General features: G+C 73.1%; 13 protein-coding genes. 7 read left to right on the plus strand and 6 right to left on the minus strand.

What is annotated here, in order from left to right; all coding sequences use genetic code 11:
• From A3CQ_RS58275 to A3CQ_RS0144235, 4 genes are all read right to left on the minus strand, one after another.
• Positions 1–435 (minus strand): hypothetical protein (locus A3CQ_RS58275; protein WP_211216801.1); only part of this gene is annotated, 435 nt, incomplete at its 3' end.
• A gap of 420 nt (positions 436–855) precedes the next feature.
• Complete coding sequence (locus A3CQ_RS0144225; RefSeq protein ID WP_020517397.1) at positions 856–1,974, minus strand: magnesium and cobalt transport protein CorA; 1,119 nt, start codon at positions 1,972–1,974, stop codon at positions 856–858.
• Positions 1,975–2,023: 49 nt separating this feature from the next.
• Positions 2,024–2,752 (minus strand): ABC transporter permease, encoded by a 729-nt coding sequence (locus A3CQ_RS0144230; protein WP_020517398.1) that lies wholly within the window; start codon positions 2,750–2,752, stop codon positions 2,024–2,026.
• Position 2,753: 1 nt separating this feature from the next.
• Positions 2,754–3,725 (minus strand): ATP-binding cassette domain-containing protein, encoded by a 972-nt coding sequence (locus tag A3CQ_RS0144235; protein ID WP_020517399.1) that lies wholly within the window; start codon positions 3,723–3,725, stop codon positions 2,754–2,756.
• A 68-nt stretch (positions 3,726–3,793) separates the two neighbouring features.
• Here A3CQ_RS0144235 and A3CQ_RS0144240 point away from each other — a divergent pair, with 68 nt between their 5' ends.
• The 5 genes from A3CQ_RS0144240 (at position 3,794) to A3CQ_RS63860 (ending at position 8,492) form a co-directional block, all read left to right on the plus strand.
• Entirely contained in the window at positions 3,794–4,762 is a 969-nt protein-coding gene (locus A3CQ_RS0144240; protein WP_026206879.1) for a helix-turn-helix transcriptional regulator, read from the plus strand.
• A gap of 989 nt (positions 4,763–5,751) precedes the next feature.
• On the plus strand, positions 5,752–6,309 hold the full coding sequence (gene ybiA / locus A3CQ_RS0144245; RefSeq protein ID WP_020517401.1) for a riboflavin biosynthesis intermediates N-glycosidase: 558 nt from the start codon (positions 5,752–5,754) through the stop codon (positions 6,307–6,309).
• Entirely contained in the window at positions 6,306–7,148 is an 843-nt protein-coding gene (locus A3CQ_RS0144250; protein WP_020517402.1) for an LLM class flavin-dependent oxidoreductase, read from the plus strand. Before ybiA ends, A3CQ_RS0144250 begins: the two co-directional genes overlap by 4 nt.
• 19 nt (positions 7,149–7,167) lie before the next feature.
• The gene (locus A3CQ_RS0144255; protein WP_020517403.1) at positions 7,168–7,686 is read left to right on the plus strand and encodes an NUDIX hydrolase; all 519 of its coding nucleotides are present in this window, start codon (positions 7,168–7,170) and stop codon (positions 7,684–7,686) included.
• A 41-nt stretch (positions 7,687–7,727) separates the two neighbouring features.
• Complete coding sequence (locus tag A3CQ_RS63860) at positions 7,728–8,492, plus strand: SGNH/GDSL hydrolase family protein (RefSeq protein ID WP_020517404.1); 765 nt, start codon at positions 7,728–7,730, stop codon at positions 8,490–8,492.
• Between the two features lie 14 nt (positions 8,493–8,506).
• On the opposite strand, the gene A3CQ_RS0144265 is transcribed toward A3CQ_RS63860, so the two are convergent.
• Positions 8,507–9,037: a GNAT family N-acetyltransferase gene (locus A3CQ_RS0144265; protein WP_020517405.1), complete on the minus strand. Its 531-nt coding sequence runs from the start codon at positions 9,035–9,037 to the stop codon at positions 8,507–8,509.
• Positions 9,038–9,062: 25 nt separating this feature from the next.
• On the opposite strand from A3CQ_RS0144265, the gene A3CQ_RS0144270 reads away from it, so the two are divergent.
• Complete coding sequence (locus tag A3CQ_RS0144270; RefSeq protein ID WP_020517406.1) at positions 9,063–10,547, plus strand: beta-N-acetylhexosaminidase; 1,485 nt, start codon at positions 9,063–9,065, stop codon at positions 10,545–10,547.
• Positions 10,548–10,564: 17 nt separating this feature from the next.
• On the opposite strand, the gene A3CQ_RS0144275 is transcribed toward A3CQ_RS0144270, so the two are convergent.
• Positions 10,565–11,773 carry a cytochrome P450 gene (locus A3CQ_RS0144275; RefSeq protein ID WP_245577643.1) on the minus strand — a complete coding sequence of 403 codons (1,209 nt, stop codon included), beginning with the start codon at positions 11,771–11,773 and terminating at the stop codon, positions 10,565–10,567.
• A 144-nt stretch (positions 11,774–11,917) separates the two neighbouring features.
• Between A3CQ_RS0144275 and A3CQ_RS63865 the strand changes: the two genes are divergently transcribed.
• The coding region (locus tag A3CQ_RS63865; RefSeq protein WP_020517408.1) for a M48 family metallopeptidase at positions 11,918–14,268 on the plus strand (2,351 nt) is incomplete at its 3' end.

Consider the following 14,268-nt stretch of genomic DNA (forward strand, 5'->3'; position numbering starts at 1 on the left):
CAGGGTGGTGGCGCCGGGCAGGGTGGTGGCGCCGGGCAGGGTGGTGGCGCCGGGCAGGGTGGTGGCGCCGGGCAGGGTGGTGGCGCCGGGCAGGGCGGCAGCGCGGGCCAGGGCGGCGCCGGCGGCCAGGGCAGCGGTGCGGGTCAGGGCAGTGGTGCCGGGCAGGGCAACCAGGGCAACGGCGGCGGCCAGGGCAACCAGGGCAACAACGGCGGCCAGGGCAACAGCGGCGGCCAGGGCAACAACGGCGGCCTGGGCAACAACGGCGGCCAGGGCGGTCAGGGTGGCCAGGGCAACGGCAACGGTCAGGGCGGTCAGGGCAGCGGCGGTGGCCAGGGTGGCCAGGGCAACGGCAACGGCCAGGGCGGTCAGGGCGGTCAGGGCAACGGCGGTGGCCAGGGCGGTCAGGGCAGCGGCAGCGGTCAGGGCCAGCACGGCAACCACTGACCGCGCCGCAACCACCCTCCCCCAAAGATTTGGGCCATTTCGGCGGGAAAGGGCACATTCCCCCACCCAGCCTTCTAGGCTCCATGGGAGATCCCAGAGCGCGGCCTCTACGCGGCGATCTTCGCCGAACATATAAAAGGGATGCGCCCGGCCGGCTGGGGGGCAGTACCGGCCGGGCGCAGGTCCTCTCGTTCGACGACGCGCGGACCGACAGCCGCCGTCGTCGACGAGATCAAAGCTAGTAACTCGTCGTAATGTCGGGCTACGGGAGAGCGGGCGGGGTCGCCCGTGCTGTCCGGAGTGGACACAACAGCGGGCGGAGTCGCCCCCTGGCCGTTCGGATGATCTTTGTTGCCGGCGGGAAGTTGATCTGCGGGCCGCGAGCCGAACTACAGACCGAAAGCCGAACTACAGCCACCCCGCCTTCTTGAACCGCCAATACAGCCCCCCGCAGATGACGGCCATCACCGCCACGATCCCGGTAAAGCCGTAATCCGAATCCAGCCAGGGCATCCGCGTGAAGTTCATCCCGTACACCCCGGCCAGGACCGTCGGGACCGCCGCGATCGCCGCCCAGGACGCGATCATGCGCATGTCGTTGTTCTGACTCATCGAGACCTGGGTGAGCCGGGCCTGCAGGATCGAGTTGAGCAGATCGTCGAAGCCGGCCACCCGGTCGACGGCCCGGGCGAGCCGCCCCTGCACGTCGACGAAGTAAGGGCGCAGCCCCGCGGGCAGCCCCGGCAGGGTGAGCAGCCGGCCCAGCGGCTCCGGCAGCGGCAGCACCGCCCGCTTGAACTCCACCATCTCGCGCTTCAGCTGGTAGAAGTGGGCGATCTCGGGGGAGAGCTGCAACGAGAACGTCTCCTCCTCGAGCCGTTCGAGGTCCCGTTCGACCGCCCCGGCGACGTCCAGATACTCGTCGACCATCCGGTCGGCGATCGCGTACGCCACCGCCCACGGGCCCAGCCGCAGCACCGTCTGCCGTTTCTCCAGCTCACGCCGCACCTGCCAGAGCGCGCCGGCCGCACCGTGCCGGATGCTGATCACGAACCACGGCCCGATCAGCACGGTCACGTCGCCGGTGTCGACGACCTCCGACGTGGCGGTGAGCTCCTCGTGCTCGACGTAGCGCGCGGTACGCATCACCAGCCGCGTCACGTCGCCGATCGTCTCCAGCGACGGCCGGTGCCCGGGCTCCACCGCCTGCTCGACGACCAGCTCGTGCAGGCCGAAGGACTCGGCGATCGACCGCATCGTGGCCCGGTCCGGCTCGTGCAGGCCGAGCCAGACGAACGAGCCGCGCCGCCGCCGTGCCGCCCGGGCCGCCTCCGTGTAGTGGATCGCGCCGGGCCGCCGTGCCCCGGCCGCGTAGACCGCACAGTCGACGACGGCGTCCGGGTTGTGCCGGCGCGGCGCCGGGACGGCCCGCTCGGGGCGTGGGGCTATGCCCTCGATGAGCCGCCCGATCGCCCGCGGAAGGCGCTCCGTGACCGGCGCCGTCCCACGCCTGCGCAACCCGAACATCCGTCGACCCCTGTCTGCACACGTACGCTGCCCGGGCCGACCGTATCGGTCAGGCGGATCGTCGCATCGCACGCACGCCGATCACCAGGCCCAGGGTTCCCACGATGGCGGCGGCGAGCAAGCCGGTGATCGTCGTCGACGCCCACAGGTCGCCCGTGAACAGCGCCCGTTCGGCGTCCACGACGTACCGCAGCGGGTTCCACGCCGCGAGCGCCCGCAGCCAGCCCGGGCCGCCGTCGATCGGCAGCAGCACTCCGGCGAGCAGCAAAATCGGGAAAAGCAACGTCTGCTGTACGGTCCAGAACAGCCATTCCTGCTGCTTGGAGGCGAGCGCCAGCGTGTAGGAGAGCGCGCCGAGCCCCACGCAGAAACCGGCCAGGATGATCAGGCCGAGCAGCGCACCCCCGACGCTGAGCCGGTACCCGAACGGCAGGCAGACGATCACGATCAGCGCCGCCTGCGCCACCATCGGGACGATCTCCTTCAGCGCGCGCCCGATCAGCAGGGCCGGCCGGCGCAGCGGGGTGACCAGCATCCGCTCGTGCGAGCCGGTCTGGATCTCGAAGAGCAGGTTCGACCCGGTCATCGAGGCCGCGAACAGGCACGACATGACGACGATGCCGGGCACGAACCAGCGCAGCGAGTCGGATCCGGGCAGCAGCGGCGCGAACAGCGCCAGGAACACCAGCGGCTGCACCATCGAGATGATGATCGTGAACGGGTTGCGCAGGCTCGGCCGAAGCTCGCGGCTGAACACGGTGAGGGTGTCGGTGAGCATCTCAGACCTCCACGAGTTCCCGGGTCGGCTCGCTCTGGTGGCCGGCGCCGCCCTCGCGCAGGCTGCGGCCGGTGAGCTGCAGAAAGACGTCGTCGAGCGTCGGCCGCGCCACCTCGACCGACACCGCCGGCAGGCCGGCAAGCCGCAGATCCTCGAGCATCCCCGGCACCTGCCGCGGCCCACTCTGCGTGCGGATCTTCAGTTCTTGCCCGTACGCGGTGAGCTCGCGACCCAGAAGCACGCGGGCCGCTCGCGTCGTGTCGGCCTCCGTGTCGAAGCCGAGCAGGATGGTGTCGCCGACGTGCTCGGCCTTGAGCCGCTCCGGGCTGTCGTCCGCGATGACCCGCCCGTGGTCGACGACGATCACCCGTTCCGCCATCGAGTCGGCCTCGTCGAGGTAGTGCGTGGTCAGCACGATCGTCGTGTCGTGCTCGGCGCGCAGCCGCAAAATGTGCTCCTGCAGGTTGGCCCGGTTCTGCGGATCGAGCCCGGTCGACGGCTCGTCGAGAAAGAGCAGCCCCGGCGCGTGGATGAGGCCCATCGCGATGTCGAGCCGCCGGCGCTGCCCACCGGAGAGGGTCGCCACGGTCCGATCGGCCACCTCGCCCAGCCCGAGCGAGTCGATCAGTTCGGCGGCCCGGGCACGAGCGGCGCGCACCCCCATCCCGTACGCGCGTCCCTGACTGATCAGCTCGTCGCGGCCGCGCTGGCTGTGCCCGGCGCCGTTGCCCTGCCCGATGTATCCGATCCGCTGCCGCACCTCGCGCTGCCGGCGGACCACGTCGAAGCCGGCCACGCGGGCGGTGCCGGAGGTGGGCGGGATCAGCGTGGTCAGCATCCGCAGCGTGGTCGACTTGCCGGCCCCGTTCGGCCCGAGCAGCGCCACGAGCTCGCCCCGCGCCACCGTGAGATCGATGCCGTCGACGGCCCGCACATCCTTGAAGTGTTTGGTCAGTCCTCGTGTCTCGATCATTTCCATACATCCGACGCTAGAGTTCGTTGCGGACAGTTTCTGGCCTCAATCCGGCGGAGTCTGTATTCATGGCGAACACGAGTGCCCGGATGCTGCGGCTCCTCTCCCTGCTGCAGACCCACCGCTACTGGCCCGGCGCGGAGTTGGCCGACCGCCTGGAGGTCAGCCCCCGCACGCTCCGCCGCGACGTGGACCGCCTGCGCGACCTCGGCTACCCGGTCGACGCCAACCGCGGCGCGGCCGGCGGCTACCAGTTGCAGGCCGGCGCCGCCGTCCCCCCGCTGCTGCTGGACGACGACGAGGCCGTAGCCATCGCCGTGGGCCTGCGCACCGCCGCAGCCGGCGCGGTCACCGGCTTCGAGGAGACCTCGGTCCGCGCACTGGCCAAAGTCATCCAGCTCCTCCCTCCACGCCTGCGCAAACGCATAGACGCGCTGCGCGCCGTCACCACTCCCGGCGTCTTCGGCGGCGGCCCCACCCTCGACGCCGCCGTCCTCACCACGGTCGCCCTGGCCACCCGAGGCGAGGAGCGCCTCCGCTTCACCTACGCCCCACGCGAACGCGACGCCTCCCCCCGCCACGTAGAGCCCCACCGCCTGGTCCCGCTCGGCCGCCGCTGGTACCTGATCGCCTGGGACCTCGACCGAGCCGACTGGCGCAACTTCCGCCTCGACCGCCTCACCGACCCGACCCCCACCGGCGCCCGCTTCCGCCCACGCGACATCCCCGGCGGCGATCCCGTGGCCTGGCTACGCTCCCGCATAGCCGCCATCCCCACCCGCTACGACGTAGCCGTAACCCTCCAGGCCCCACCCGCCCAGGTCCGAGCCGTAGTAGGCCACTGGGGCACAGTCGACCCCCTCCCCACCGACACTCCCGACGCAACCTCCTGCCGCCTCCGCATGAACGTCGACGACCTCTCCTGGCCAGTCATGGTCCTAGGCGTAATGGGCGTCCCCTTCACCATCGAGTCCCCCGAAGAACTCCGCACCCGCGTCCGCACCACCGCCGAACTCCTACTAAACGGCACCACCTAGCCGAGCCCACGCTCGCGACGCCCGCCCGCGTTCCCGCGCCCGCGCCTGCATTGCGGCGCCCGCGCCTCCCGTGCCCGCGCCTGCATTGCGGCGCCCCCGCCTCCCGCGCCCGCGCCTCCCGCGCCCAACGGCCCTGCATCCGCGCCTGTCGCGCCCACGCCCGTGCTTGCCGCGCCCAAGCCCCTGGACCGCGCCCGACGGCCGTGCGGTCGCGCGCCTGCCGCGCCCGACGGCGCTGCGCACGCGCGCCAACCGCGGCGAAGCCCGCGCCTTGCCGCGCCGCGCTTGCCGCGCCCACGCCCGCGCTTGCCGCGCCCACGCCCGCGCTTGCCGCGCCCACGCCCGCGCTTGCCGCGCCCACGCCGGGCGGCCCTGCGCCCGCGCGCGCCGCGCCTACGCTTCCCGCACCCGCGCCCGACGGCGCTGCGCCCGCGCGCCAACCGCGGCGACGCCCACGCCTTGCCGCCCCGCGCTTGCCGCGCTCGCGGCGCCCACGCCCGCGCTTGCCGCGCCCATGCCCGCGCTTGCCGCGCCCATGCCCGCGCTTGCCGCGCCCATGCGCGCGCTTGCCGCGCCCACGCCCGGCGGCGCTGCGCCCGCGCGCCAACCGCGGCGACGCCCACGCCTTGCTGCGCCGCGCTTGCCGCGCCCGCGCTTGCCGCGCCCCACGCCCGCGCTTGCCGCGCCCCACGCCCGCGCTTGCCGCGCCCCACGCCCGCGCTTGCCGCGCCCAAGCCCACGCTTGCCGCGCCCGCACCCGACGGCGCTGCGCCCGCGCCTCCCACGTCAGCCGCCGCCGGTGTCTCCCGAGCCGGCGTCGGTCTTCACGGATCGGCGCCCCCGTGGCGCCGATCCGCACGAGAAAGCTATCGGCGCCCTCCGACAACTTCCGGCCCTATCTAAGCCGCAGCTTATATAAGATTTACTGGATATCCAACCGGCCCGGAAGTGGGCTGCGCCCGCGCCTTTCCCTCCGCAGAATGAACGCCATGAACCCGCCACCAAGCACCGTCGACGACCTGCTGGCCCGGGCCGACCGGCTCGAGTTTCTGCTGTTCTGGGGGCATCGCCCGCAACGCGACGGAAGCATCGGCCCCGGGTGCCTCAGCCAGTGGTGGCCGGTCGAGTTCACCGTGGACGGTGTCCTGTTCCGGTCCGCCGAGCATTACATGATGTGGCGCAAGGCCCTGCTTTTCGACGACCGGGCGACGGCCGAACGCATCGTCGCCGCCGGCCACCCGCGTGAGGCGAAGATGCTCGGCCGCGCCGTGGCCGGATTTGACGGGCCGACCTGGGCCGAGCACCGCTTCGCGATCGTGACCGAGGCGAGCCGGCACAAGTTCGGGCAGCACCCCGACCTGCGCGACTGGCTGGTCGGCACCGGCGACCGGGTGCTGGTCGAAGCGAGCCCCACCGACCGGGTGTGGGGCATCGGGCTGGCCGCCGCCGACGAGCGCGCCACCGATCCCGCCCGCTGGCGCGGTCTCAACCTGCTCGGTTTCGCCCTCATGCGTGCGCGCCTCGAGTGGCAGAGTGAGCAGTCATGACGATCATTGGTGCCATCTCGCTGCCGCAGAACCCGCCGGAGAGCCTGCGGGCCATCGCCCGCGCCGCCGACGAGGCCGGGCTCGAGGAGCTGTGGCTGTGGGAGGACTGCTTCCTCAACGGCGGTGTCTCGTCCGCCGCCGCGGCCCTGGCCTGGACCGAGAACCTCAAGGTCGGCATCGGGATCATGCCGCTGCCGTTCCGGAACGTCGCCCTGACCGCCATGGAGATCGCGACGCTGGCGCGCTTCTCCGGCGGCCGCGCCCTGCCCGGCATCGGCCACGGCGTGCAGGACTGGATGGGCCAGGTCGGTGCTCGCGCGGCGTCGCCACTCACGCTTCTTCGGGAGTACGCGACGGCATTGCGCTCCCTCCTGCGCGGTGAGGAGGTCACGACCAAGGGCCGGTACGTGAACCTGGACGCCGTCAAGCTCGACTGGCCGCCCGCCGAGGTCCCGCCGCTGTTCGTGGGGTCGACCGGCCCGAAGACGCTGGCGCTCGGCGGGCAGGTCGGCGACGGCACGATCCTGACCGGCGGCACCTCCCCGGCCGGCGTCGCGACGGCCCTCGGCCACATCGCCGCGACGGCGCCGCACGAGTTGGTCGTCTTCGTCCCGGCCGCGTTCGGCCCCGGGGGCGCCGAGCGACTCGCGGAGCAGCAGCAGCGCTGGGGCATGGACGTGCCCGGCGTCTCCGGCACCCCCGAGGAGATGGCGGCCGGCCTGCGCGAGTTCGCCGAGGCCGGCGCGACCAGGCTCATCCTGCAGCCGACCCCCGACGACCCCGATCCGGTGGCGTTCGTCCGCCAGGTCGCGGAGGAGATCCGTCCGCTGATCGCCTGATCGGGCTACCTTGTCCGATATGCCGATATCCCCGTACCTCCAGAGCCTGCGTGCGGACCTCGGCCGGCGGTGCCTGCTGCTGCCCGGGGTCAGCGCGGTCGTCTTCGACGACGAGGGCCGGCTGCTGCTGGCCCAGCGTGCCGACAACGGCGAGTGGTCGCTGGTCGCCGGCATGATGGATCCCGGCGAGCAGCCGGCCGAGACGGTCGTCCGCGAGGTCTACGAGGAGACCGCGGTGCACGTGGTCCCCGAGCGTCTGACCAGCGTGCTCACCCAGCGCCCGCACACGTACCCGAACGGGGACGAGTGCGAGTTCGTGGACATCTGCTTCCGCTGCCGGGCGGTGGGCGGCGAGGCCCGGGTCAACGACGACGAGTCGCTGAACGTTGGCTGGTTCACGCTCGACGCCCTCCCGCCGATCGGCGAGATGACCCGCCTGCGGATCGAGCTGGCCGTGCGTCCCGGCGACGCGGCCTGGTTCGCGCCACCGGGCGATCTGGGTCACGACCCCGCCTTTCCGAACGCCTCCGTTCGGTAATCTCGCGGGGCAGGCGAAGGCGGCGCGAGGGAAATGGGCGTGTGGACGTGGTGACGCGGTACGTCGCGATCGGGGACAGCTTCACCGAGGGGCTCGGCGACACGATGCCGGACGGCACACAGCGTGGCTGGGCCGATCTCGTCGCCGCCGGCTTGGCGGTCGGCGAGAGACAGACCATCCAGTACGCGAACCTCGCGATCCGTGGTCGGCTGCTGGAAGCGATCGTCACCGACCAGCTCGAAGCGGCCCTGTCCATGGACCCCCTGCCCACGCTGCTCTCGCTGAACGGCGGCGGCAACGACATGATGCGTCCCGGCAGTGACATGTCGCAGCTGGTCACGCTGACCGAGCGGGCCCTGGACCGGTGCGCCGAGGCGGGCGTACGGGTGCTGCTGCTCAGCGGCGCCGACCCGTCCGACCGGCTCCCGTTCGGCGGCATGATGCGCCGACGCGGCGAGGCGCTGACCGAGGCGATCGCCCCGTTCGCGGACCGCTTCGACCTCACCTTCGTCGACGTGTTCCACGACCGGGAGATCCGTCGCGCCGGCTACTGGTCGCCGGACCGCCTGCACCTCAACGCGGCCGGCCACCGCCGGGTCGCCGGCCTGGTGCTGACCGCGCTCGGCCACCCCACCGAGGCGCACGTGATCGACTCCGGTCCCGAGGAGCGCCGCCGCGTCCTGACCGAGGCCCGCTACTACCGCGAGCACGTCCTGCCCTGGGTGAACCGCCGCCTCCGCGGCCAGTCCTCCGGCGACGCCCGAACCGGCAAATACCTCGACTGGGTAGCGATCGGCACAGCCTAGAAGGGGGGGGCGGCCTAGAGGGGCCGCAGGCGCACGTGATCGTCGTGCCACACGTCGCCGACCAGGAAACGCTTCTCGCCGACCACCTCGAAACCCTGCTTCGCGTAGAACCTCGCGGCCCGCTCGTTCAGCTGGTTGACGCCCAGCCAGCAGAACGCCGCCCCGGTCCCCGCCGCCTCGGCCAGGGTGGCCGCCATCAGCGTGGACGCCACCCCCGACCCGTGCTGGTCGGCCGCCAGGTAGAACTTGCTCAGCTCGATGCTCGTCTCCGCGTCGACCACCCGGGCCACGTCCGGATCGGCGATCGGCCCGCTCACCAGCATCGAGTACCCCAGCGCGACCTGGTCCTCCTCGGCGATCAGCAGGATCCGCCGCGGGTCGGCCAGGTAGCCCCGGAGACTCTCCAGCGACAGGTGCCGCGCGATGAACGCCTCGATGTCGGCCCGCAAGGTGCCGGGCGGGCAGGCTAGCTCAAACGTGCGAGCGGCGAGATCATGCAACAGTTCGGCATCGGCGAGATCGGCGCGACGGGTCGTGATCGACATGGAAAGACAGTTTAAGGTTTCTCGCGTGCAGGCACTCACCAGGCAACTCGGCGATGTGATCCCCCTTCCGGTCTCGGTGCGGCCCGATCCGGCCGCGAATTTCCGCATCTCCTCCGATCTGTCCGTGAGCGCCGTTCCCGAGGCCGCGGACATCGCCGAGCAGCTGACCGAGCTGCTCCGGCGCGCCACGGGCCGGCCGGTCTCCCACGCGGACGGCGTCGACGGCTCGTTCCGCATTCTGCTCGATGAGTCCGACAACGTCGGTCACTACCAGACCGTCAAGCCCCCCGAGGCGTACCGGCTGGAAATCACGCCGGAAACCGTGACCCTCCGCGCCCAGAGCAAGCCAGGTCTCTTCGCGGCGTTGCAGACGCTGCGGCAGCTGCTGCCGGAGGGTGATCCGGCCGGCGAGATCCCGGGCGGGCGGATCGACGACGAGCCGCGCTTCGCCTACCGCGGCACGATGCTCGACGTCGCCCGGCATTTCTACGCGCCGGAGGACCTCCGGTCCTACATCGACGCGATCGCCCAGCTAAAGATCAACCATCTGCATCTGCATCTCACCGACGACCAGGGCTGGCGTCTGGAGATCCCCGGCTGGCCGCGCCTCACCGAGGTCGGCGGCGGCCCCGGCACCGGCGTGGACGGCGCCGGACCGGGCTTCTTCACCGCCCGGGAGTACGCCGACCTGGTCGCCTACGCGGCGTCGAGGTTCGTCACGATCGTTCCCGAGATCGACATGCCCGGTCACGTGAACATCGTGCATGTCGCCTACCCCGAGCTCACCGCCGACGGGCAGCCGGTGCCGCCGCGCACCGACGCCGAGGTCGGGTACAGCTCGCTGGTGGCCGGCAAGGAGGAGACGTACGCCTTCGTGGAGGACGTCATCCGCGCGGTCAGCGAGCTCACTCCCGGCCCCTACCTGCACATCGGCGGCGACGAGGCGTTCTCGACCCCGCCCGAGGACTACCGGACCTTCCTGCGCCGGGTCCTCCCGATGGCCGGCAAGTACGGCAAGCGGGCGATCGGCTGGCACGAGATGGCCGTCGTCGACCTCCCGCCGACCGCGATCCCGCAGTACTGGCGGATCGAGCCGGCCGACAACGGCGTGGCCCGCGCGGCCGCGGCCGGTCACCAGGTGATCATGTCGCCGGCCGATCGCAGCTACCTCGACATGAAGTACGACAAGGACACGCCGCTCGGCCTCGACTGGGCCGGCGTGGTCGGCGTCGAGCGCGCCTACGACTGGGACCCGGCCGACCGGCTGCCCGGCGTCGGCGAGGAGTCGCTGCTCGGCGTCGAGGCCCCGCTCTGGTCCGAGACGCTGCGCTCGCTCGCCGACGTGCAGTTCATGGCGTTCCCCCGGCTGGCCGCGATCGCCGAGATCGGCTGGACCCCGCGCGCCGACCGTCAGTGGCGCTCGTTCCGCGCCCGGCTGGCCGGTCTCGGCCAGCGCTGGGCCGCTCAAGGCATCAACTTCTATCGATCACCGGAGATCGACTGGCAGTAGCAGCAGGGCTGCCAAGATCAGGGGACGACGATCCTTGGGCCGCTGCGCACCCGCGCCGGAATCCGGGTGATGTCGATCGAGAGATCCTGTGGGGGCAGGTAGTACTCGAGCCGGGCCAGCCGCTGCACGAGCGTGCCGAGCACCGCGATGGTGATCTGCTCGCCCGGGCAGCGATGGCCCGTGCGCGGGTCGCCGCCGCCCTGCGGGATCAGCTCGAACTCGCCGATCGGCCGCCGCAGGAACCGCTCCGGCCGGAACTCGTACGGCTCCGGCCAGACCCGCGGATCGTGGTGCTGTCCGTAGACGTCGAGCAGGAGCTCCGTGCCGCGCGGGATGTCGGTGTGCTGGAAGTACAGGTCACGGGCCGCCCGGCCGGCGAGGAACGGGGCGAACGGATAGAACCTGCGCACCTCGTGGACGAAGGCCGCCGCGTACTCGTCGGAATCTGCGATCTTGGCACGGGTCTCGGGCCGGAGCTCCATGGCGTGCGCCGCGAAGGCGACGAGCCAGGTCATCGCCGTCGCCGGCCGGATGATGTTGATGAGCTCGACCGCGGCGGTGCGGGCGTCCAGCAGGTAGCCGTCCGCCATGTGGTGCGCGATCGCCGACAGCGCGCACGGGGATGGATCCTCCCGGCGCACCTCCTCCATGAGCTCGGCCAGGCGGTGCTCCCGGCGCCGTCGCGCCAGCCTGGCCCGCGCATGGCGCGGACCAGCCGTCGCGAACCCATCGATCATCGAAATCATGTCTCGCGCCAGGGCGTTTCGGTCCCGCTCATTTTCCCGTACGCCGCACCAGAGGGTCACCGCGTCCGAGATGACCACGGCCGTCTCGTCGAAGAGCGAGATCTCGCCGGCGCCCCGCCACCGATCGGCCGCCTCGTCGAACGACACGCCCACGAGCTTGGCGAGTGTCTCCACGCCATCGCCCATGAGCAGTGCTGTAAACAGCGCCTTGCGCAGGTCGTGCTGCCGCCCGTCGAGCGTGTGCACGGCGCCCCGGCCGAACAGCGTGTCGAGCACCGGCCCCGGGATCGCGTCGTGCCGCTCGACGTTGGCGGCGTCGTAGAAGAACCGGGCCGCGGCCGGGCCGCCGATCGCGATCGCCCGCCGGCCCAGCAACCGCAGCGCGACCGGTCGCCCCTGGTGGCGGCGACGCAGGTCGGGCAGCCAGGCATAGCCCTTGATCGCGATGGCGAGGGACTGGTCGAGCCGATCCATGGCCATCCGTATTCCCTCCCGTGACTGCCCGAGACGACCGCGACAAGACTTCCTTAATTCTTCCCGCCGCCGGACCCGGCGTCTGGGTTTTCTGTCGGTGGCCCGCTTTAGGCTGTGCCCCGTCCTGTTCGACTGGGGTCGGAGGTTCCGGTGCGCGACGGCAAGCGAGCGGCGATCTCGGCCGCCACGTTCGCCGGCTTCCTGCTGGTCGCCTGGCTGCAGGTGGTGGCGGCGCTGCTGGCCGTGCTCGTGGTGCTCTCGGTGCTGCCCGGCTCGGCGGCCATCCGGGTCGCCGTCCCGCTCGTGATCGCCACGGCCGGCCTGCTCTGGTGGGCGACCGTCCGCGCGCTGCGCCTGCGCCACCCCACTCCGGCCGGCGTGCCCGTGACCAGGGCCGATGCCGCCGCCCTCTGGCAGATGACCGACGCCGCCGCGGCCGCCGCCGGCGTGCGCCCGCCCGACGCGCTGACCGTGGTCGCCGGCGCGACCGTCGCGCTGGCCGAGCGGGTGCGGCTGACCGGCCTGCGCGGTGGCCGTCGCGAGCTGTTCCTCGGCCTCCCGCTGCTCCAGGCGTGGGACGAGCCACGGCTGCGCGCCGCCGTCGCCCACGAGCTGGCGCACGGCACGCCCCGGCTGGGCCGGTTGGCCCCGATGGCCTACCGCGGGCGGGTCGCCCTGTCCCGCATCGTGCCGCGCATCCCGCGCCGCAGCCCGGCCGGACCGCTCCTCCGGGCGTACGCGGCCTGGTACCGCAGGGTCGACGCACCCTTCGCCCGCGAGCAGGAACTGGCCGCCGACCGGATCGCCGCCGAGTTCGCCGGCGGCCGGCCCGCCGCCGAGGTGCTGCGCGACGGCCCCGCGCTCGAGGCCATGCAGCGCCTGTTCCACGCGGAGTACGTCAGCCCCGGCTGGCAGACCGGGCACGTGCCCGACGACGTTTTCGGCGGCTTCCTGCGGGTGCTGGCCGCCCGCGCCGACGACATGGCCCGGCTGCGCGCCCTCGAGCCCGAGCCGCCGGGGGAGTGGGATGCGCACCCGCCCCTCGCCGACCGGGTCGCCGCCCTGGTCGCGCTGACCGACGAGGGCCCCGAGCCGGCCGAGCGCCCGGCCGCCGCCGACCTCGTGCCCGGCCTGCCCGGCCTCGGCCGCGCGCTGCAGGCGGTGGCGTACCCATCGGCCGGGCGCACGGTGCTGACCTGGGAGGAGTTCTTCGACGCGGCCCGCGCCGCCGAGATGGAACGGGAGGCCGACGCGTCGCTGCGGGCGATCTCCCGGGTGGCCGGCTCCCCGGTCACCGCCGTCGCCGACGTCCTCGATCTCGCCGCCGACGGCCGCCTGCGCAAAATCGCCGAGACGGTCTTCGACGACCTCCCGGCCGACGAGACGGCCGGCCGCATCACCGACCTGATCACCCTGCTGCTGGCACTGGCCGCGCTGCACGGCGGCCGGGCACGCTGGCGGCACAGCTGGACGGGCACCGCCGAGCTGGTCGCCATCGACGGCGGCCACCTCGACCTGGTCGGCCCGGCCGAGCTGGCGGCCGACCCCGCCACCGTCGGCGAGGCCCGCGACCGCCTGGCCACCCTGGGCATCGACCTCACCGCGGCCGGCCCCTCGGTCGCCGGCCGCCCTCCCGCCCGCGTGCCGGTGATCGGCGGCGTGGTAAATGTCCTGGTCGACGGCGTCCGCACCGACGTGCTAGTCGTCGAGACCGGCCTGGTCCTGATGCCCGGCCTCCCCCGATCCCGAGCCGCCGAGGCCAAACGCCGCCTGACCCGCCTGGCCGCCGACGGCATCCTCGCCGACGGCACCCCCGCCACCAGCCGCCCAACCCCCAACACCGCCGCCACCCGCCGCCCAGCACCCGACCCCGCCGCCACCCGCCCAGCCCCCGACACCGCCGCCGGCCGCCCAGCACCCGACCCCGCCGCCACCCGCCCAACCCCCGACCCCGCCGCCAGCCGCCCAGCGCCCGACCCCGCCGCCACCCGCCCAACCCCCGACCCCGCCGCCAGCCGCCCAGCGTCCGGTGCCGTCGCGTCCGGTGCCGTCACGTCCGGTGCCGTCGCGCCCGGTAGCTCCGCGGCCGAGGATTCTGCGGCCGGTGGTCTCGGAGTCGATGGCGCAGCGGCCAGTGGTGCCTTGCCCGGCGGTTCTGCGGCGTCAGGCAGCGTCACGGCTGGTGGGCCCGCGCCCGGCATTGCCCCGGCTGGCGGTCCCGCGGTTGGCGGTCCCGCGGTTGGCGGTCCCGCGGTTGGGGGTCCCGCGGTTGGGGGTCCCGCGGTTGGGGGTCCCGCGGTTGGCGGGCGTGCGGTTGGCGGGCGTGCGGTTGGGGGTCCCGCGGTTGGCGGGCGTGCGGTTGGCGGGCGTGCGGTTGGGGGTCCCGCGGTTGGCGGGCGTGCGGCTGGCGGGCGTGCGGGTGGCGGCGTCAGCGCGGGCGGTGGCCCGGAGGGTAGCGGCGCTGGGGCGGGCCACGCCGCGGCGGCCGGGTATGCGGTGAG

Source organism: Paractinoplanes globisporus DSM 43857 (assembly GCF_000379645.1).
GTDB classification, from domain to species: domain Bacteria; phylum Actinomycetota; class Actinomycetes; order Mycobacteriales; family Micromonosporaceae; genus Actinoplanes; species Actinoplanes globisporus.

Coding starts and splice junctions, on each gene's coding strand:
- A3CQ_RS0144255 (WP_020517403.1), top strand. CDS start 7,168: ATGCCGATATCCCCGTACCTCCAGAGCCTGCGTGCGGACCTCGGCCGG.
- A3CQ_RS0144250 (WP_020517402.1), top strand. CDS start 6,306: ATGACGATCATTGGTGCCATCTCGCTGCCGCAGAACCCGCCGGAGAGC.
- A3CQ_RS0144225 (WP_020517397.1), bottom strand. CDS start 1,974: ATGTTCGGGTTGCGCAGGCGTGGGACGGCGCCGGTCACGGAGCGCCTT.
- A3CQ_RS0144235 (WP_020517399.1), bottom strand. CDS start 3,725: ATGATCGAGACACGAGGACTGACCAAACACTTCAAGGATGTGCGGGCC.
- A3CQ_RS0144265 (WP_020517405.1), bottom strand. CDS start 9,037: ATGTCGATCACGACCCGTCGCGCCGATCTCGCCGATGCCGAACTGTTG.
- A3CQ_RS0144230 (WP_020517398.1), bottom strand. CDS start 2,752: ATGCTCACCGACACCCTCACCGTGTTCAGCCGCGAGCTTCGGCCGAGC.
- ybiA (WP_020517401.1), top strand. CDS start 5,752: ATGAACCCGCCACCAAGCACCGTCGACGACCTGCTGGCCCGGGCCGAC.
- A3CQ_RS0144240 (WP_026206879.1), top strand. CDS start 3,794: ATGGCGAACACGAGTGCCCGGATGCTGCGGCTCCTCTCCCTGCTGCAG.
- A3CQ_RS0144275 (WP_245577643.1), bottom strand. CDS start 11,773: ATGGCCATGGATCGGCTCGACCAGTCCCTCGCCATCGCGATCAAGGGC.